The following is a 17,939-nucleotide window of genomic DNA, read 5'->3' on the forward strand; positions in this document are numbered from 1 at the left end:
ACCGGAAGATTTCTCACCATCCGGACCCTGGCTCGGGCAGTTTCCCAAGCTCGCTAACCTGGTGACGTGGCTGACATCGTGATTCCCGCTGACATCAAGCCCGCCGACGGCCGCTTCGGCTGCGGGCCCTCGAAGGTTCGCCCCGAGCAGCTGGCGGCGCTCGCCGCGGCCGGCGCGAGCGTGATGGGCACCTCCCATCGCCAGAAGCCGGTCAAGAACCTGGTCGGCCGGGTGCGCTCCGGACTGGCCGACCTGTTCTCGCTGCCCGAGGGCTACCAGGTCGTGCTCGGCAACGGCGGCACCACGGCCTTCTGGGACATCGCCTCCTTCGGGCTCATCCGCGACCGGTCACAGCACCTGTCCTTCGGCGAGTTCTCCTCGAAGTTCGCCACCGTGGCCAAGAAGGCCCCCTGGCTGGGCGAGCCGTCGGTGATCACCTCCGAGGTCGGCACCCACCCGCGGGCGGTCGCCGAGGACGGCGTCGACGTCTACGCGCTCACCCACAACGAGACCTCCACCGGCGTGGCCATGCCGATCAGCCGGGTCGGCGGCGACGACGCCCTCGTGCTCGTCGACGCGACCTCCGGGGCGGGCGGCCTGCCCGTGGACGTGTCGGAGACCGACGTCTACTACTTCGCCCCGCAGAAGAGCTTCGCCTCCGACGGCGGCCTGTGGATCGCGCTCATGTCGCCGCGCGCCCTGGCCAGGGTCGAGGAGATCGCCGGCAGCGGCCGCTACGTGCCGGAGTTCTTCAGCCTGCCGGTGGCCGTCGACAACTCCGCCAAGGACCAGACCTACAACACCCCGGCGGTGGCGACCCTGTTCCTGCTGGCCGACCAGCTCGACTGGATGAACGGCAACGGCGGCCTGGCCTGGACCACCTCCCGCACGGCCGACTCCGCCCAGCGCCTCTACACCTGGGCCGACAAGTCGTCCTACGCCACCCCGTTCGCCGCCCCCGAGTTCCGCTCACAGGTCGTCGGCACGATCGACTTCGCCGACAGCGTCGACGCGGCGGCGGTGGCCAAGGTGCTGCGCGCCAACGGCATCGTCGACACCGAGCCCTACCGCAAGCTGGGCCGCAACCAGCTGCGGGTGGCGATGTTCCCGGCCATCGACCCGGCCGACGTCGAGGCGCTGACCGCGTGCATCGACCACGTGGTCGAGCGCCTCTAGCCTGTCGCACGCGAACCGGCACCGGCCCGCGCCGGTGCCGGTTCGCTGTTTCAGTAGGCAGGCTTGGCGGTCGGGCTGCGGCGCAGCACCCAGGCCGCGATCACCCCGCCGACGAGCCCGAACAGGTGCCCCTGCCAGGAGATGCCCGGCTGGTTGGGCAGCACGCCGGCCAGGATGGACCAGTAGGCGATCGCGACCCCGACGCCGATGACGATGTCCAACAGGTGCCGGTCGAACAGACCACGGGCCACGACATAGCCGAAGTAGCCGAACACCAGCCCGCTGGCCCCCACGGTGAAGACGTTCGGGCTGGTGAACCAGGTGCCGATGCCGCCGATGACGATGATCAGAAGGCTGGCGGCGAGAAACTTGCCGATGCCGCGCAGCCCCGCCAGGAAGCCGAGCACCAGCAGCGGCAGCGAGTTGGCCATCAGGTGCCCGAAGCCCGCGTGCATGAAGGGCGCGGTGAAGATGCCCATCAGCCCGGCAGGCTCCCCGCCGACGATGGCGAACTCCGCGTCCAGGTCACCCGGCGTGACGTAGTCGAAGATCTCGATCAGCCACATGACACCGAGCACGGCCACCATCAGGAGCAACGCGCTCAGGGCACCTGACAGCAGCGTCCCCGCGCCGCGCTTGGCGGACTCGAACGGGGATCTCGAATAGTCGCTCATCCGCGTCTCCCAAAGAGGTCGTGTCCCTCAACCGTACGTAGGAAGCCGCAAGCCCGCGTAAAAACCCCCTCCTGCCATCGGAGGTGGCCGATGGCGGGAGGGGGCGGTGGTGCGAGGGTGCCGGGCTACTCGCCCTTCCACTGGGGAGCGCGCTTCTCCGCGAAGGCCGCGGCGCCCTCCATGGCGTCCTTGGAGCCGAACACCGGGTTGATGATCTCGGACTGCTTGGCGAACATCTCATCCAGCGACCAGTCCTGCGACTCGATGATCACCTTCTTGGTCGCGGCGAGCGCGAGCGGCGCGTTCTGGGCGACCTTGCGGGCCAGCTCCAGCGCCCCCTCCAGGGCCGCGCCCGGCTCGGTGATCCGGTTGACCAGGCCCAGCTCGTACAGGCGGGAGGCGGGGTAGTGGTCGCCGGTCAGGGCGAGCTCCATGGCGACGTGGTACGGGATCCTGCGCGGCAGGCGCATGATGCCGCCCGCGCCCGCCACGAGGCCGCGCTTGGGCTCCGGCAGGCCGAACTTCGACTCCGCCGAGGCCACGATGAGGTCGCAGGCCAGGGCCAGCTCGAAGCCGCCCGCGAGCGCGTACCCCTCGACGGCGGCGACGACGGGCTTCTTGGGCGGCGCCTCGGTCAGGCCGCCGAAGCCACGCCCCTTCACCACGGGAAGGTCGCCGGTCAGGAACCCCTTCAGGTCCATCCCGGCGGAGAACGTGCCACCCGCCCCGGTCAGGACGTACACCGAAATTTCGGGACGTGCGTCGAGTGCGTCCAGCACCTCCGCGACACCCCGCGCGACCGCCCCGTTGATGGCGTTGCGCGCCTTGGGACGGTTGATGGTGATCACGGCTACGCCGTCGGACTCCTCGACGAGTACTTCGTCAGACACGAGACCTCACTCTGTCTTGGCCGGCCTACTTGGGCTGGAAGCGGATGCCGCCGTCGAAGCGGACGACTTCGGCGTTCATGTAGTCGTTGGCGATGAGCGAGGCCACCAGGTGGGCGAACTCGTCGGCACGGCCCATGCGCTTGGGGAAGACCACCGGGGCCACCAGCTTGGCCTTGAACTCCTCGGAGTTCGGCGAGAAGCCGTAGATGGGGGTGTCGATGATGCCGGGGCAGATCGTGTTGACCCGCACGCCGATGGCGGCCAGGTCGCGGGCGGCGGGCACGGTCATGCCCACGATGCCGCCCTTGGAGGCGCTGTAGGCGAGCTGGCCGGTCTGCCCCTCCAGCGCGGCCACGGAGGCGGTGTTGATCACCACGCCGCGCTGCCCGTCAGCGTCGGCCGGCTCGGTCTTGGCGATGGCGGCCGCGCCGATGCGCATGAGGTTGAACGTGCCGATCAGGTTGACCTCGATGACCTTGCGGTAGGAGGCCGGGTTGTGCGGCGCTCCCTCGCGGTTGACCGTGCGCTCCGCCCAGCCGATGCCGGCGCTGTTGATCACCACGCGCAGCGGCTTGCCGGTGGCCACGGCGGCGTCCACGGCCGCCTGCACCTGCTCGTCGTCCGACACGTCTGTCTTGGCGAAGACGCCGCCGAGCTCGTCGGCGACGGCCTTGCCACGCTCCTCGTTGAGGTCGGCGATGACCACGGTGGCGCCCAGCCGCGCCAGCTCTCGGGCCGTGGCCTCACCGAGGCCGCTGGCACCGCCGGAAATGATTGCTGCAGATCCGTTCACGTCCATAGCACGGACCCTAACCCGCCAACCGAATGAAGTTCTACTCGGGGGCGGGTCAAATTCCTCCCACGGCGCTGTCCACGTCGGAGTAGACCTTGATGCGCCGGTCCAGGCCGGTCGTGCGCAGAATCCGGGCCACCGGCGCCTGCGGAGCCGCCAGCGAGACGCCGCCGCCCTCGCTGGTCGCCAGCCGCCAGGCCTCGATCAGCACGGACAGACCGCTGGAGTCCATGAAGGACAACTGCTGGAGATCGAGGACGAGTCTGGCGCTGTCCTGCTTGATCGCGTCGCGCACCTCGTCCCGGAGGAATGGCGCGGTGAACAGGTCGAGCTCTCCCGCAACGGCCACCACCACGGCGTCACCGAGGGCGTGTCGCGCAAGCCGCAGCTTCATTGGCCCCTCCTCGATGAGCCACTGTACTTCGACTTGCCCTGATACCGAGCATGCACAAACTACGATCAGTCGTATGCACGAGGACGAGACGGCACTGGGTGTCCGCATGCCGTCCGCCCGGCTGAGCCCGCTGCGGGCGGTGCTGCGCAGGATGGCCATCGCGCTGGGGATGCTGCTGGCCATGTTCGCGCTGGTAGCGGCGGATCTCGACGGCTACCGCGACAACGCCGACGGCCACGTCTCCCTGATCGACGCCCTCTACTACGTGACGGTGTCGATCTCGACGACCGGTTACGGCGACATCACCCCGGTCAGCCAGGCGGCCAGAATCGTCAACATCGTGGCCGTCACGCCGCTGCGCATCGCCTTCCTGGTCGTGCTCGTGGGCACGACGCTGGAGGTACTCACCAAGCGGACCAGGGACGCCATTCTGATCGAACGCTGGAGGGCCAGGTTGCGCGACCACACGGTGATCATCGGGTACGGCACCAAGGGCAGCGCCGCGAGCCGCACCCTGCTGGAGAACGGCCGTTCCAAGGAGTCGATCGTGGTGGTCGACCCCGACCCCGTCGTCATCGCGGAGGCGGCCGAGGACGGCTTCGCCGGCATCGTCGGCGACGGCACCCGCAGCCACGTTCTCAACCGCGCCAGGATCCGGGAGGCGTGCGAGATCATCATCGCCACCCGCCGCGACGACAGCACGGCCCTGGTCACGCTCACCGCCCGCAGCCTCAACAGCAGGGCCACGATCGTGGCGGCCGTCCGCGAGGCCGAGAACGACCCCCTGGTGCGGCAGAGCGGCGCCGACGTGGTGATCACCTCGGCAGAGGCCGCCGGGCGCATGCTCGGTGTCGCCACGCAGAGCCCGGCCGTGAGCTCTCTGATCGAGGACCTGCTCGCCTACGGCAAGGGCCTGGACCTGTACGAGCGGGCCGTCCTGCCGTCGGAGACCGGCAAGCCACTGGTCCAGGGCGAGGAGCTGGTGGTGGCCGTGGTGCGCGACGGCAAGATCATGACGTACGCCGACCCCGGGGTCGCGGAGTTGCGCGCGAGCGACCGCCTGGTGCTCATGCACGTTCAATCGCCGCTGGAATAGCGAACCCGTAGGGCAGCTCCAGGCGGTGGCGGGCGAGCAGCTCGGGGTCGGCGAGCAGGTCGCGGGTGGGGCCGTCGGCGGCGATCACCCCGTCCGAGAGGATGAGCGAGCGCTCGCACAGCTCCAGCGCGTACGGCAGGTCATGGGTGACCATGAGCACGGTCACGTCGAGCGAGCGCAGGATCTCGGCCAGTTCCCTGCGGGCGGCCGGGTCCAGGTTGGACGACGGCTCGTCGAGCACCAGGATCTCCGGCCGCATCGCCAGCACGGTCGCCACCGCCACCCTGCGGCGCTGGCCGAAGGACAGGTGGTGCGGCGGCCGGTCGATGGCCTCCAGCATGCCCACGCGCTCCAGGGCGGCCCTGACGACGCTCTCCAGCTCCTCGCCCCGGAGGCCGGAGTTGGCGGGGCCGAACGCCACGTCGTCCCGGACCGTCGGCATGAAGAGCTGATCGTCGGGGTCCTGGAAGACCAGGCCGACCCGCTGCCTGATCTCCTTGAGCGTGTCCCGGCGCACCGGCGTGCCGGCCACCGCCACGCTGCCGTGCCCGGGGGTGAGGATGCCGTTGAGGTGCATGACGAGGGTGGTCTTGCCGGCGCCGTTCGGGCCGAGCAGCGCCACCCGCTCGCCGCGCCTGATGGCGAGGTCCACGCCGTACAGGGCCTGTGTCCCGTCGGGATAGGCGTAGGCGAGCCGGTCGACCTCTAGAGAGAGTTTCTGATGCGTCACAGCGAGAGTCCCAACACTGCCAGGGCCGCGAGGGGCAGAGCGAGCGCGGCACCCCATTGTCCGGCAGATGCCGAAATTTCCTGAATTAGCGGCATCTGTCCGGAGTAGCCCCGGCTGAGCATGGCCAGGTGCACCCGCTCGCCGCGCTCGTACGAGCGGATGAACAGCGCCCCGGCCGACCGGGCAATCACCGGAATTTGCCGGAAATTTCGTGCTTCGAACCCTCGGGACTCCCGCGCGATCCGCATCCGCCGCATCTCCTCCAGGATCACGTCCAGATAGCGGAGCATGAACATCGCGATCTGCACCAGCAGGCCCGGCACCCGCAGCCGCTGCGCCCCCAGCAGCACCGCGCGCGGCTCGGTGGTCGTCGCCAGCAGGATCGAGGCGACCACGCCGAGCGTCGCCTTGGCCAGGATGTTCCAGGCGGCCCAGAGGCCGGGGACGCTCAGCGACAGCCCGAGCACGGTGGTCCGCTCCCCCAGCCCGACGATCGGGATGAGAAAGGCGAACAGCACGAACGGCAACTCGATCACCATCCGGCGCGGGATGTACGCCGCCGGGACACGGGCCACGGCCGCCACCGCGACCAGGAGGAGGGCGTACACCCCGAAGGCCCAGAACCGCTCGCGCGGCGTGGCCACCACCACGATGGCGAAGCACAGGACGGCGAGCAGCTTGCACTGCGCCGGCAGCCGGTGCACGGGCGAATCCCCCGGCCGGTAGAGCTGATGCCTGTGCCCCGCCCCCATCGGCTCGCTCGCCGCCTTCCGATCGCCTAGACCCGCGTCTTGTCCTTGCTCCGCGCGGCGTAGCCCAGCACCCCCGCGACCAGCAGCGTCACCCCGACGCCGATGATCCCGGCGACGCCCACGGGGATGCCACCCACGTCACCGTAGTCGGCCAGGCTCCAGGTGCCGAACAGGTGGTCGGTCTGCTGGGCCAGGAAGCCCTGCTCCTCGCCCACGGCCTCCAGCCCGTCCGGGTCGCCCGAGGCGAAGAAGGACACCACGCCCGCCAGCAGCAGCGTCAGCCCGAGCGCGCCGAACACGAACGGCCTGCTGCCCACCGAGGACACCGAGGGCGCGGGTTCGGCCTGCTCCTGCGGCGTGACCGTGCTGGTCCCGTCCGCGCCGCGCAGCTCCAGCGGCCGGGTGACCCCGCGGGCGCCGTACACGAGGTCGGGACGGACGGCGAGCACCGCCCCCACGGTGAGCGAGGTGATCAGCGCCTCGCCGATGCCGATCAGCACGTGCACCCCGCCCATCGCGCCCGCGACGGCGGCCAGGTCGATCGGCGCGGTGCCGCCGATCCAGAACAGCGCCGTGAACGCCAGCGCGGAGGCGGGCACGGAGAGCAGCGAGGCGACGAAGGCCGCCGCGCCGATCCCGCCCCGGCCGGTGGCGAACCTGGTGACCAGCTTGAAGACGCCCCAGCCGACCAGCACCGTGACGATGCCCATGAGGAAGATGTTGACGCCCAGCGCCGTGAGCCCGCCGTCGGCGAAGAACAGCGCCTGGACGAGCAGGACCACGGTCATACAGAGCACGCCTGTATACGGCCCGACGAGGATGGCCGCCAGCGCGCCGCCCAGCAGGTGACCGCTGGTCCCCCCGGCGACCGGGAAGTTCAGCATCTGCACGGCGAAGATGAACGCGGCGACGAGCCCGGCCATGGGCGCGGTCCTGTCGTCGAGCTCGCGCTTGGCCCCGCGCAGACAGACGGCCACCCCGGCGGCCGCCACCGCCCCGGCCGAGATGGACACGGCCGCGTTGAAGAAGCCATCGGGTACGTGCACGACGATCCTCCGAACAAAGAGTACAAACGTCCCTACTTTAGGACATCGTCTTGCAGTTGCACATAGGTGGCATTAGCGCATGATTCTTCGGAAGACCATCCGCGCGGTGAGCTGCCGCACGACCGTGCTGAGCCGCCCCTTGCCCGAGGTCGCGTACGGGCGCACGCTCCGCAGCACGGTCCCGCCGAGCCAGCGGCGCGGCGCGGCGACCGTCTCGGCGTCCGTCTCGATCCTGAACCTGGCGGGCGGCCCGCCGAGCTCCAGCTCCAGATAGGCGTCCCAGGTGCCGGGGGTGTAACGCCCCATGGCCTGCCTGGCGACGAATCCGCCGCCGGGCAGCGAGACCACCCGCTCGGCCCGCTCACGGCCGCTGCGCCGCTCGCGCCAGACCAGCCGCCGCACGGCGGAGGCGGGCGGGACGGTCCCGACCACGGTGATCTCGCCGTCGACGACCAGCCGCCGGCCGAACGACCAGCTCGTCCTGGTGATGCGCACCCTGCCGGGCACCCCGACGACGTACCCGCCGACGTCGATGCTGAGGTTGCCGTTCTCCCTGGTGAAGTACGGCAGCACCACCACGCCGTCGAGCAGCCGGGGCGCCGGGCGGGTGAGCCCGTCCTCCCGGTCCGCGCCGAGCCTGCCGGACCTGACGACGCCTTCGAGCTCGATGGCCACCCGCAGGTCCCACACCCCGGAGCCGAGCGCGCCCACGTCGATCCGGGCGGTGAACCGGTCACCCGTGAGCTCGGCCGGCACGACCAGCTCGCACTCCGGCTCCTGCCGTGAGCGCAGCACCAGGGACACGGCCTCGTGCGCGCCGACCCCCGCCAGCGCGGCGACGCCCATCACCACCAGCCGGTCGCCGTCCCAGCGCAGGCCGGTCAGCCGCCGCCGCACGGTCGCGCTCTCGATGTCGGCCAGCCGGACCAGCCGGTCGACGTCGCCGAGGGCGGCCAGCCGCTGCCGGTCGGTGCCGCTCAGCCGCTGGTAGACGCCGGGGGTGAGCCACTGGTCGCAGAGGCCGGCCACCGCCTGCGCGATGTCCTTGCGCTTCACGTCCCCCGCGGCCAGGAACGAGGCGCCGAGCTGCGCGAAGACGTCCAGCCTGAAGTGACGCAGCAGGAGGTGGTCGCGCAGCGGCCCCGGCGGGATGTGCTCGGCCATGAGCTGGATCGGCCCGCGGATCATGGCCAGCCAGGCGACCGGATCCCGGCTGTCCGGACGCTGCATGACGCTGCTGCCGTCCTCCCTGGCGACCAGGTGGTAGCAGTCGTAGTCGGCGACCACGGAGATCCCCTCGGCGTGGCAGTAGGCGTGCACGCTGAAGTAGATGTCCTCGCCGACCAGCACCCCCTCGCGGAACCTGATGCGGTGCCGCTCCAGCATCTGCCTGCGGAACAGCTTGAAGCAGCTCAAGCTGTTGTAGACAGCGCTGTCGCCCAGCTCCGCCCGGTCCGCGCTGCGCTGGAACATCGAGGACGGCGCCCGCCTGCCATGTCCCACGATCTTGCCGAGCACGATGTCGGAGTCGTTCCTGTCGGCCATCGCGACCAGGCGTTCGAGGGCCTCCGGGCCGAGGTGGTCGTCGGCGTCGCAGAAGAACACGTAGCGTCCGCCGGCGTGGTCGAGGCCGACGTTGCGCGGCCGGCCGGCGCCGACGCCGCCTTCGACCCGGATGACTTTGACGATGCTGCGGTGGTAGGCGGCGTACAGCTCGAGCAGTTCGGCGCTGCCGTCCGTCGACCCGTCGTCGACGACGACGATCTCCTTACGGACGCGCTGCACGAGCGCGGAGGTGAGACATCTGTCCAGGTACGCCCGGCAGTTGTGGGCGGGAATGATGATGCTCACATCAATCGCGTCGTCGCTGCCGGTTGTCACCATCGCCACTATCAACCCGCCCCTCGGCGTCACAGCGTGCTTGCGCCTCGTATCAGTATGTGACCAGGGGCCAGGGCGGCGTGGGGCGATCGAGGGTCTTGGTACTCCGGCTTTGCTCAGGATGGCCATTCATCGCAATCCCCAAAAATGCCCTGGTAAGACCGCCAATTACCACATTCAGCCGGCACCGAATCGGCTTCAGGGGCGTTGTTATCCCCCTGGGGAGGAGAGAACCTCTCCGAGGGAACAGTGCCGTACCCCCCGCCACCGGCGAGTGATCCACAGGAGCGGGTAACGCGTCTACAGTTAGGCAACCTTGACGGTGGAGGTGGCGGCTATGGGATCGGTTCTCCGCACACGGATGGCAGGAAAAGGGTCGGCTGTGCACACTGCTGAATTCATCGTCTCCTCAGCTCGGCTGGGAGAGCTCTACGAATGTTCCGCGCTGCTCCGACGTACCAGGCTGCGGTCGGAGGAGATCGTCGACGAGGCGCGCGCGCTGCTCGCCGAGGCCGAGCGGAGCGGCGACGCGGGGCGGGTGCTGACCCTGACCGGAGAGCTGGAGGAGGCCCGTCAGGCCTACGCCAAGGTGCTGAACGCGTACGTGATCATCTGCCGCAGGATCAACGAGGAGCGGCAGGAGATCCTTCAGGCGCAGATCGAGCGCGACCGCCTGTCCGGCGTGGCCTGACCGTTCGCCTATCGCTTGTGAACCTCTGTGGCTCCTGGGCCGTCTCTAGGTCAGGGAGGCCCACATGCGCGTCCTTGACGGTCTCGCGGCGACCGATCTCGACGAGCTCCGGCTGGAGCTGCTGGTGATCGCGGCGCTGCACGAAGAGGCGGAACGGCTGGCCGCCGAATGAACGGGCTCCAGCTCCCCGGGTGACGCCGGGGAGCTGGGGCAGGGGGCATCCGCCGTGCGGACGCCGCTCAGTCGGCGTGACCGGGCAGCACCTCGTCGCCGTCCGGGTCGGCGGCGAGCAGGCGCTCCACGAGCTGGCGCCGCTGCTCCGGCGAAAGCCGCACGGGCCAGACGGCGGGCAACATCAGCAGGTCGCCGTTGGGCATGCCGACGAGGTCAACGGGGAATGGCGGGGAGGAGATCACAGTGGCGCCATTCTCGCACGTCAGGTGCCTCCGCGAGTCTTGTTCGCGTCCTCTCGACCGGCTGGCGCTCCGACAGTTTCCGCAGGCCATGGCAGCTTTTCCCGCCTTATGAGGATTTGCTCCGGGCCCGGAACGCCGCGGTCTTGACCCGGTTCTGGCACGGCGTGGAGCAGAACCGGCGGGTCCCGTTGCGCGAGACGTCCACGTACACCCGATCGCAGTGCGGCGCCGTGCACACCCCCAGCCGGTCGCCGAACTCGCTCCCCAGCACGAGCGCGAGCCCGGTGGCGCAGCTCGCCGCCCAGTCCCCGGCCATGGCGCCGCCGGGGCCGTGGAAGTGCAGGTGCCACGGCTCACCGTCGTGCCGCTGGAGCGTCGGCCTGGCGTCGGTCTCCGCCAGCAGGGTGTTGACCCGCAGCGCGGCGGCGTCGATGTCTCCCGCCGCGACCGCCTCGAAGACCGCGCGCAGCCGCAGCGCGATCCCGACCAGCTCGGCGGCCTCGGCCTCGGTGGCGGGCCGATGATCGGGGTAGCCGACCCGCAGCCCTTCGGTGGCGGCCGCGGCGACGTCGGCGGGCGGCGGCGCGGGCCGGCCTCGCCGCTCACCGGGGGTCAGGCTGTTGACCAGCCCCACGGCCACCTTGATGACCCCATCCGTGTGACTGTTGAAGTCCAATTGACCAGTTACGCTTTCTGCTTTAGCTTGTGACTATCGAAAGTCTAAACGACAGTCACAAGGAGACTTCTGTGCTCACCCACGATGCCGCACTCGACTGGATCGCGCGCTGGGACCGTCAGCAGGAGGGCTACCTGCCCGACCGTGAGGAGCGCTTCACCGCCCTCATCGACGCCGTCGAAGCCCTGGACCGCCCCGACCCGCTGGTCATCGACCTCGGCTGCGGCCCCGGCTCCCTGTCCGCCCGCCTCCTGAGCCGCCTGCCCAAGGCCAGGGTGATCTCCGTGGACGCCGACCCGCTGCTGCTCGGCCTGGGCCGGGCCGCCTACCCGCACCTCACCTTCGTCGCCGCCGACCTCCGCACCCCCGGCTGGACGGCCGCGCTCGGCCTCGACCGTCCCGCAGACGCCGCCGTCAGCACCACCGCGCTGCACTGGATCTCGCCGCCCGACCTGCAGCGCATGTACGCCGAGCTCGCCACCGCCCTGCGCCCCGGCGGCCTGCTGCTCAATGGCGACCACCTCGACGCGGGCGACACCACCCCCACCCTCGCCCGGCTCGAACGCGCCGTCCACGACAAGCAGACCGAGCGGACCTTCGCCGGAGACCAGCCCGAGGACTGGCGCGCCTGGTGGGACGCCGTCGAGGCCGACCCCGCCATGGCCGCGCTCAACGCCGCCCGCACCACCGCCGGGGCCGACCACCACGGCTCCGAGTCCCACCTGCTGTCCCAGCACACCGACGCGCTGCGGGAGGCGGGCTTCAGCGAGATCGGCACCCTCTGGCAGCGCGGCAACAACCGCCTGCTCTGCGCCGTGCGTTAGGCAGGCTTCTACTGTGGCCGTATGGACTCCCGCCTCGGTGACGATCTCGCCCAGATCCCGGAACTGATCGACGCGACCAGCGCGTACGCCGTACGAATCCTGGACGGCCTCGCCGAGCGCCCCGTCGCGCGACCGCCCGCGCGGCGGGAGCCCCTCCCCCTGCCGGCCCCGGGAGCCGGGACGCGGGGCGCGCTGGCGGCGTTCGCCGAGCGGTGGGAGCCCGGCTTCTCCGCCGGCGCGGGCTCCCGCTACCTGGGCTTCGTCACCGGCGGCTGCACCCCCGCCGCGCTGGCGGGCGACTGGCTGACCGGCGTCCTGGACCAGAACCCGACCTCCGGCCTCGACTCCACCGCGCCCGACCTGGAACGGGAGACGATCGCCTGGCTGCGCGAGCTGCTCGGGCTGCCCGCCGCGCTCCAAGGCGCCTTCGTCAGCGGCGCGACCATGTCCAACTTCGCCGGCCTGGCCATCGCCCGCGAATGGCTCGGCGAACAGCGCGGTGTCTCCATCGCCGAGCACGGCACGGCTGCCCTCGGACCGGTCCACGTACTGTCCGGCAGGGCGCACTCCAGCGTCGGCAAGGCGCTGTCCATGCTCGGCCTGGGCCGCGCGGCCCTGCGCCCGGTGGACGTGCTGCCCACGAGGGAGGCGGTCGACGTATCCCGCCTCGCCTCGGCCCTCGAAGCCCTGGACGGCGAGCCCGCCATCGTGGTCGCCAACGCCGGGACGGTGAACACCGGCGACTTCGACGACCTGCGCGCCATCGCCGCCCTGCGCGACCGCCACCCCTTCTGGCTGCACGTCGACGCCGCCTTCGGCGCGTTCGCCGCGCTGTCCCCCGGCCACGCCCACCTGCTCGACGGCCTGGCCGAGGCGGACTCGATCTGCGTGGACCTGCACAAATGGCTCAACGTGCCGTACGACAGCGCCATCCAGCTCACCCGCCGCCGCGACCTGCAGACCCGGGTCTTCCAGAACTCCGCCGCCTACCTCGGCTCTCCGGGCGACGACCCGGACTTCGTCCACCTGACCCCCGAGAACTCGCGCCGGCTGCGCGCGCTGGCGGCCTGGTTCACCCTGGCGGCGTACGGCCGCGAAGGCCACGCCGAGATCGTCCGGCGCGACCTCGCCCTGGCGAGCCGGCTGGGCGAGCGGATCGCCGCCATGCCCGCCTACCGGCTGCTCGCCCCCGTCAGGCTGAACGTGGTCTGCTTCACCCTCGCCGGCGACCCCACCGGCATCGGCCGGGTGGCCCAGGCGGTCACCGACTCGGGCGAGGCGTTCCTGACGACGACCGTGTACGACGGCGTACCGGCGCTGCGCGCGGCCTTCAGCAGCTGGCGCACCACGGAGGACGACGTGGACAGGGTGGCCAAGGCGCTGTCGCGCGCCTGTTGAGCGGACATCGGGAGAGTTACCGTCCCGCGCAGGTGTAACCGGACGGGACCGCGGTGTCGCCGTTCGGGCGGGTCGCCTGGAAACCGACGCTGCCGGTACTGGCTCCGGGGGCGAGGGCGCCGTTGTGGGCGGCGTTCTCGATGGTCACGGTCTGACCGCTGACGGTGACGCCGCCGTTCCACGAGCCGGTCAGCGTGTGGCCGGCCGGCAGGGTGAAGGTGACCGTCCATCCGGTGATCGCCGAGGTGGCGGTGTTGGTGATGGTCAGCGGCTGGATGACGTACCCGGTGCTCCACTGCGTCTGCACGGTCGGCACGGCCGTGCAGGTGCCGGTGGACGAGCCGGGCTGGGTGGTGACCGGCGCGGTGCTGGAGACTGGCGAGGTGTTGCCCGCGGCGTCCCGGGCCCTGACCTGGTAACGGTAGGTGGTGCCCGGGGTCAGGCCCGTGTCGCTGAACGAGGTCGTGGCCGAGGTGCCGACCTGGGCGAACGTGCCGCCGCTCGCGCCGGGCGCGCGCAGGACGTCGTACCCGGCGACGCCGTTGTCGTCCGTCGAGGCCGTCCAGCTCAGGCTCGTGCCCGTGGCCGTGGTGCCCGAGGCCGTCAGGCCGGTCGGGACCGTGGGCGGCGAGGTGTCGCCACCGCCGCCGGTGGTCGTGGTGAACGTGACCGCCGGCGAGTTGCCGGACAGGTTGCCCGCGCCGTCACGCGCCCGTACGTACACCTGATATTGGGTGTTGGCGGCCAGTCCGGTGAGGGTGGTCGAGGCGGTGGTGGACTGGCCGAGCTGCGGGTCGGTGGCGCCCTGCTCGCGGTGGACGGTGTAGCCGGCCAGGCCGGAACCGCCCTGGTCGGTGGACGCGCTCCAGGTCAGCGTGGCGCTGGTGGCGGTGACGTCGGACGCGGCCGGGGTGCCCGGCGTGCTCGGCGCGGTGGTGTCACTGGAATCGTCGCCGAGGGTCGGGGTCTGCCAGTCTCTCCACTGCGCCAGGTTGCCCTGCGCCCTGGACGAGATCCTCATCGCGCCGGGCGCGTTGCCCGTCTTCAGGAGGAACTTCTGGATGTTCTGCTGCAGCGGGGTCCGCCATTCGGACCTGTTGGCGCAGTGGCTGCCGTCCTGGACGTCGGACCAGTAGGTGATGTTCTCGCCCGCGCCGAGCGCCTTGTAGACCTCCGCGCCGCCCAGGGCCGCCACGCTCGCGGACCTGGGGCCCAGGTTGGTGATGTGGGGGTTGTCCATGATGAACAGCCCGCGCGGCGCGACCATGGCCACCATCTCGTGCGTGTCCACCGGCAGCCTGTTCGGATTTCCGGTGAAGGAGCCGAACGCGTCGCCCAGCCACGGCTGCTCGCCGTAAGCGCTGCTCAGGCTCTGCGCGCCCTCTCCGGGAATGCCACGGAAGATGGGCACACCGGCGCTGCCGGACTCGATCGGCATGGTCAGCGCGATGCGCTGATCGAACGCCCCCACCACGAAGGCGCCCTTGCCGAACCGTGAGCACCCCGTGACACCGGTCGCGTCGGCTTTGAGTACGGTACCGCCGGACTGCTCGATGACGTCGATGATCCGGCTCACGCCCCAGGCCCAGGCCATCAGCAGCCCGGTGCTGCTCGATGAGCCGTAGACGCTGTAGAACGCGCCCTGTTTGTTGGTGCGCGGGGTGCCCTCCCGGCCGACCGCGTAAGGGTCGTAGTTGATGACGGCGGCGCCGGCCGCTCGGATGGCGGCGGTGTCCGCGCCGAACCCGCCCAGGACGACGACGGCGGGGAAGGGCCCGGAGCCGCTCGGCAGGGAGACGCTCGCCGAGAAGGTGGAGCTTCTGCCGTTGTGGCTCACGTTCACCGTGATGTTGCTGCTGGAGACCGTGCCCGTGACGCTCGACGGCTTCGCGGGCTTCTCGCCGTAGACGAACCTCTCCGCCAGCTTCTTGATCTCTTCCCGCCGGCACCGCCAGTCGGACTTGGCGGCGATACGGGTGCCGTTCAGCCTGGTGAAGGGGTCGGGGAGCCTGGAGTCGGTCGGCAGCGATCCTTCGCTGGGCAGGCCGGTCACCACGCAGTCGGCGCCCTCGTTCTCATCCGCGACCGCCGCGACAGCCGCGGCTGCGGTGGGGGCCACGGCCACCACTCCGGTGACCGAGAGGGTCACCGCGACCAGCAGCGTGAGGACCCTCGAACAGGCTTCCGAGCTGGTGATCACCAGGGCTCTCCCTTCCGGGCGGGGGTGTTGGCGATCATTCTGAGAATCAGCCCGAAATATGTCAACGCATCACCGAAATGTTTCAGCTGTTAGGCGCTACAAGAAGCTGTGGCATGCGCTTATACATGCTTCGGTGTCGGGAAGTTTCGGAAACTAACTGATACAGGGGCCATCTCGGCTGGGCATTCCGAAACTTTCGCTCTCCCGCTCGGCTTGGCGGGCGCCGCGATCCCGTCCGCCCAGGGGGCGCTGGAGTCAGGCAGGTACGCCGTTCTCGTCGAGGAGGCGTACGAAAGTGGCGCCACCGGCGGCGGCGCGGGCGCCGAGGACGTGCCCGTCGCACATCCTCGTCTCCGTTCCGGCCTGGTCGATCACCTTCCACGTCACCGGCTCCGGGCACGGCAGGCCGAGCCTGTCATGGTTCCAGGTGCGGCTGCACACCCGGCACGTGGAGATGCCTCCTCTGGTGGAGAGGGTGTTGCCGTGCTCGGGGCAGACGCCCCACGGCAGGCCGCACGGCTGGGCCTGGAGCTTGGCCAGGTCCGCGGCCGCGCGCCGCAGGTCCTCCGCGCCTCGGGTCAGCCAGGTGGCGGCATGCCGTGCCACCGCGAGGTGCTCGGCTTCCGGCGACGCGTTCGGGACGCGGTCACAGAGTGCCAGGACCTCGGCGGTGAGCGCCTCGGCACGGCTCGCGAGGACGGTCAGGTGCTCGGGAGTGACAGTCATGCGGGCTTCCATCTCGCACAGGGCCGCCGTGGGTACGGCCTGCCCTGGACCCTACGTCGTATCCACCGATACCGTGCCGAACGACCGAGCACCTGCTGCCGCTAAGCAGCCCGGCGGCGAGCTCTGATCGTCACCACCACCATGATCAATAGGGACGCCGCACACAGCGCCACCGACCCGGCCACCAGTGGGTTGACGAAGCCCGGCACCAGGTCAGGGCCGCATGTGGTGTCGTGCAGCGGCCACATGCTCTGCGCCCCGCCCTCCGGGCCACGGTGGCCGTAGGCGTAGAGGTCCGGCCGGACCAGCCCGCACCGGTCGTCGGGGTCCGTCCACGCCCCGAAGGTCGTCGACCCCAGCCCGTACCCGTAGGCGGCGATCGCCGCGCACAGCGCCGCCGCTGACAGCGACCATCCCGCTCGCCGGCGACCACGGTCGCGCAACGCGAGCGCCATGAGTACGAGAGCCGCGACGGCAGGCACCGGCCAGGCCAGCATCAGCAGGAGCAGCACAATTGGGACCAGCCCGACATCCCCACCTGCCGGACCATCACGTCGTCCAGGTTCAGGGCGCGACCTGGAGAGAAGCGGCGGACAACGTCATGGACAACGTATCCGCCCTGGTCGGACACAATTCCGACACCGCCGGCTTCCTCTTCACCCCCGCCGACCAGGAAGCCGCGGACGCTCTGAACAACGTCCACAGTGCACGCGCCGCACGCCTCCACGCCGAACAAGCCGAACGCGACGCCGTCCGCAACGCCGCCCGTGCCCTGGCCGACCAGGGCTGGACCACCCGCGACATCAGCAGCGTCCCGGGCCTGCCCCATCAGCGCATCTTCCACATCATCCCCGCACCGCCGGACTGAGATCATCCGTGCCCGGAACAGAGCCCGCGCTCGGTTAGCGGGCCAGTTTCCGGTCTGAGAACGCCCCGTCGACGAACTGCCTCTTTGAACCGGCGTCCTGCGGTCCCCTCAGTGGCCGTCGATGCTGCCGACGATCAGGTCGGTCAGCGCCGTGACCGCCTCGGCGGCAGTGGTCCGCCCTCGGTTCAGCTCCGCGGCGATCGCTTCGGCCGCCCCCAGCACGCCGATGCAGCGGAGCTGAAGGCGGTCCGGCATGAGGCCGGAGTGCGGCTGCAACGCGGCGGCCATCAAGGCCGTGTAGCCGTCGAACATCTCGCGCTCGATCGCCTCCATTTCCGGATTGCCTTTCAACGCGGCGGAAATGGCGCTCCACTCCGGCATGTCGATGGCGCAGGCGAAGTACGCGGCGCTCATGACACCGGCTATCTCCCGAGGAGCCGATGCGGCACCCCGCAACGCCTGCGTCAACGCCGCCCGATGTCGGTCGTCGAGTCGCTGGTAGAGCGCGAGCAGCAGGCCGGGGCGGGTGCCGAAGTGGTCGTAGACGATCGGCCTGCTCACCCCTCCGGCCTCCGCCAGGGTGAGCAGGGTAAGGCTGTCGGTGCCCTGGGTGCGCACGATCGTCATGGCGGTGTCGAGCAACTGCTCCCGCCTGGCCGGCTTGGACAGCCGCGTCGATGCGGTGGTCATCGTCCTCCCTTGCACTGC

The 17,939-nt window shown here is 70.5% G+C and carries 20 protein-coding genes; 6 read left to right on the forward strand and 14 right to left on the reverse strand.

Going from position 1 to position 17,939, the window contains the following annotated elements:
• Positions 1-66 precede the first annotated feature (66 nt).
• Entirely contained in the window at positions 67-1,176 is a 1,110-nt protein-coding gene (gene serC, locus ACIBQX_RS31345; RefSeq protein ID WP_397010825.1) for a phosphoserine transaminase, read from the forward strand.
• A 50-nt stretch (positions 1,177-1,226) separates the two neighbouring features.
• On the opposite strand, the gene ACIBQX_RS31350 is transcribed toward serC, so the two are convergent.
• The 4 genes from ACIBQX_RS31350 to ACIBQX_RS31365 form a co-directional block, all read right to left on the reverse strand.
• Positions 1,227-1,850, reverse strand: a complete 624-nt coding sequence (locus ACIBQX_RS31350) for a rhomboid family intramembrane serine protease (protein ID WP_397010826.1) — start codon at positions 1,848-1,850, stop codon at positions 1,227-1,229.
• Positions 1,851-1,975: 125 nt separating this feature from the next.
• The gene (locus tag ACIBQX_RS31355; protein WP_397010827.1) at positions 1,976-2,740 is read right to left on the reverse strand and encodes a crotonase/enoyl-CoA hydratase family protein; all 765 of its coding nucleotides are present in this window, start codon (positions 2,738-2,740) and stop codon (positions 1,976-1,978) included.
• A 25-nt stretch (positions 2,741-2,765) separates the two neighbouring features.
• Positions 2,766-3,539 carry an SDR family NAD(P)-dependent oxidoreductase gene (locus ACIBQX_RS31360; RefSeq protein WP_397010828.1) on the reverse strand — a complete coding sequence of 258 codons (774 nt, stop codon included), beginning with the start codon at positions 3,537-3,539 and terminating at the stop codon, positions 2,766-2,768.
• A 49-nt stretch (positions 3,540-3,588) separates the two neighbouring features.
• Complete coding sequence (locus ACIBQX_RS31365) at positions 3,589-3,927, reverse strand: STAS domain-containing protein (protein ID WP_189141294.1); 339 nt, start codon at positions 3,925-3,927, stop codon at positions 3,589-3,591.
• 73 nt (positions 3,928-4,000) lie between these two features.
• On the opposite strand from ACIBQX_RS31365, the gene ACIBQX_RS31370 reads away from it, so the two are divergent.
• Positions 4,001-5,023, forward strand: a complete 1,023-nt coding sequence (locus ACIBQX_RS31370; protein WP_397010831.1) for a potassium channel family protein — start codon at positions 4,001-4,003, stop codon at positions 5,021-5,023.
• Here the strand turns inward: ACIBQX_RS31370 and ACIBQX_RS31375 are convergent.
• From ACIBQX_RS31375 to ACIBQX_RS31390, 4 genes are all read right to left on the reverse strand, one after another.
• A complete protein-coding gene (locus ACIBQX_RS31375; protein ID WP_397010833.1) occupies positions 4,995-5,753 on the reverse strand; it encodes an energy-coupling factor ABC transporter ATP-binding protein in 759 nt (252 codons plus the stop codon). The two genes, ACIBQX_RS31370 and ACIBQX_RS31375, sit on opposite strands and share 29 nt — an antisense overlap.
• Positions 5,750-6,457 carry a cobalt ECF transporter T component CbiQ gene (cbiQ, locus tag ACIBQX_RS31380; RefSeq protein WP_397010835.1) on the reverse strand — a complete coding sequence of 236 codons (708 nt, stop codon included), beginning with the start codon at positions 6,455-6,457 and terminating at the stop codon, positions 5,750-5,752. Before cbiQ ends, ACIBQX_RS31375 begins: the two co-directional genes overlap by 4 nt.
• Before the next feature lie 74 nt (positions 6,458-6,531).
• Entirely contained in the window at positions 6,532-7,551 is a 1,020-nt protein-coding gene (locus ACIBQX_RS31385) for an energy-coupling factor ABC transporter permease (protein ID WP_397010837.1), read from the reverse strand.
• Between the two features lie 72 nt (positions 7,552-7,623).
• Complete coding sequence (locus ACIBQX_RS31390; RefSeq protein WP_397010839.1) at positions 7,624-9,402, reverse strand: glycosyltransferase family 2 protein; 1,779 nt, start codon at positions 9,400-9,402, stop codon at positions 7,624-7,626.
• Positions 9,403-9,814: 412 nt separating this feature from the next.
• Between ACIBQX_RS31390 and ACIBQX_RS31395 the strand changes: the two genes are divergently transcribed.
• A complete protein-coding gene (locus ACIBQX_RS31395; protein ID WP_397010841.1) occupies positions 9,815-10,123 on the forward strand; it encodes a hypothetical protein in 309 nt (102 codons plus the stop codon).
• A 239-nt stretch (positions 10,124-10,362) separates the two neighbouring features.
• Here the strand turns inward: ACIBQX_RS31395 and ACIBQX_RS31400 are convergent, their stop codons facing one another.
• Together ACIBQX_RS31400 and ACIBQX_RS31405 are read right to left on the reverse strand one after the other, a co-directional pair.
• Positions 10,363-10,500: a hypothetical protein gene (locus tag ACIBQX_RS31400; RefSeq protein WP_397010843.1), complete on the reverse strand. Its 138-nt coding sequence runs from the start codon at positions 10,498-10,500 to the stop codon at positions 10,363-10,365.
• Positions 10,501-10,645: 145 nt separating this feature from the next.
• The gene (locus tag ACIBQX_RS31405; RefSeq protein WP_397010845.1) at positions 10,646-11,215 is read right to left on the reverse strand and encodes a CGNR zinc finger domain-containing protein; all 570 of its coding nucleotides are present in this window, start codon (positions 11,213-11,215) and stop codon (positions 10,646-10,648) included.
• 71 nt (positions 11,216-11,286) lie between these two features.
• On the opposite strand from ACIBQX_RS31405, the gene ACIBQX_RS31410 reads away from it, so the two are divergent.
• Together ACIBQX_RS31410 and ACIBQX_RS31415 are read left to right on the forward strand one after the other, a co-directional pair.
• Positions 11,287-12,039, forward strand: coding sequence for a class I SAM-dependent methyltransferase (locus ACIBQX_RS31410; RefSeq protein WP_397010847.1), 753 nt, complete (start codon positions 11,287-11,289; stop codon positions 12,037-12,039).
• 21 nt (positions 12,040-12,060) lie between these two features.
• Positions 12,061-13,437 (forward strand): pyridoxal phosphate-dependent decarboxylase family protein, encoded by a 1,377-nt coding sequence (locus tag ACIBQX_RS31415; RefSeq protein WP_397010849.1) that lies wholly within the window; start codon positions 12,061-12,063, stop codon positions 13,435-13,437.
• 16 nt (positions 13,438-13,453) lie between these two features.
• On the opposite strand, the gene ACIBQX_RS31420 is transcribed toward ACIBQX_RS31415, so the two are convergent.
• From ACIBQX_RS31420 to ACIBQX_RS31430, 3 genes are all read right to left on the reverse strand, one after another.
• Positions 13,454-15,637, reverse strand: coding sequence for a fibronectin type III domain-containing protein (locus tag ACIBQX_RS31420; RefSeq protein WP_397010851.1), 2,184 nt, complete (start codon positions 15,635-15,637; stop codon positions 13,454-13,456).
• A gap of 255 nt (positions 15,638-15,892) precedes the next feature.
• Positions 15,893-16,363, reverse strand: a complete 471-nt coding sequence (locus tag ACIBQX_RS31425; RefSeq protein WP_397010853.1) for a hypothetical protein — start codon at positions 16,361-16,363, stop codon at positions 15,893-15,895.
• A 101-nt stretch (positions 16,364-16,464) separates the two neighbouring features.
• A complete protein-coding gene (locus ACIBQX_RS31430; RefSeq protein ID WP_397010855.1) occupies positions 16,465-16,875 on the reverse strand; it encodes a hypothetical protein in 411 nt (136 codons plus the stop codon).
• An 89-nt stretch (positions 16,876-16,964) separates the two neighbouring features.
• Here ACIBQX_RS31430 and ACIBQX_RS31435 point away from each other — a divergent pair, with 89 nt between their 5' ends.
• Positions 16,965-17,231, forward strand: coding sequence for a hypothetical protein (locus ACIBQX_RS31435; RefSeq protein WP_397010857.1), 267 nt, complete (start codon positions 16,965-16,967; stop codon positions 17,229-17,231).
• A gap of 108 nt (positions 17,232-17,339) precedes the next feature.
• On the opposite strand, the gene ACIBQX_RS31440 is transcribed toward ACIBQX_RS31435, so the two are convergent.
• Positions 17,340-17,921, reverse strand: coding sequence for a TetR/AcrR family transcriptional regulator (locus tag ACIBQX_RS31440; RefSeq protein WP_397010859.1), 582 nt, complete (start codon positions 17,919-17,921; stop codon positions 17,340-17,342).
• Positions 17,922-17,939: the final 18 nt, after the last annotated feature.

Source organism: Nonomuraea sp. NPDC049714 (genome assembly GCF_044465295.1).
Classification (GTDB): domain Bacteria; phylum Actinomycetota; class Actinomycetes; order Streptosporangiales; family Streptosporangiaceae; genus Nonomuraea.

Excerpts from the sequence above, each read along its gene's own strand:
- ACIBQX_RS31415 (WP_397010849.1), top strand. The coding sequence starts at position 12,061 with ATGGACTCCCGCCTCGGTGACGATCTCGCCCAGATCCCGGAACTGATC.
- ACIBQX_RS31400 (WP_397010843.1), bottom strand. The coding sequence starts at position 10,500 with ATGCCCAACGGCGACCTGCTGATGTTGCCCGCCGTCTGGCCCGTGCGG.
- ACIBQX_RS31425 (WP_397010853.1), bottom strand. The coding sequence starts at position 16,363 with ATGACTGTCACTCCCGAGCACCTGACCGTCCTCGCGAGCCGTGCCGAG.
- ACIBQX_RS31365 (WP_189141294.1), bottom strand. The coding sequence starts at position 3,927 with ATGAAGCTGCGGCTTGCGCGACACGCCCTCGGTGACGCCGTGGTGGTG.
- ACIBQX_RS31440 (WP_397010859.1), bottom strand. The coding sequence starts at position 17,921 with ATGACCACCGCATCGACGCGGCTGTCCAAGCCGGCCAGGCGGGAGCAG.
- ACIBQX_RS31360 (WP_397010828.1), bottom strand. The coding sequence starts at position 3,539 with ATGGACGTGAACGGATCTGCAGCAATCATTTCCGGCGGTGCCAGCGGC.
- ACIBQX_RS31350 (WP_397010826.1), bottom strand. The coding sequence starts at position 1,850 with ATGAGCGACTATTCGAGATCCCCGTTCGAGTCCGCCAAGCGCGGCGCG.
- ACIBQX_RS31370 (WP_397010831.1), top strand. The coding sequence starts at position 4,001 with ATGCACGAGGACGAGACGGCACTGGGTGTCCGCATGCCGTCCGCCCGG.
- ACIBQX_RS31435 (WP_397010857.1), top strand. The coding sequence starts at position 16,965 with ATGGACAACGTATCCGCCCTGGTCGGACACAATTCCGACACCGCCGGC.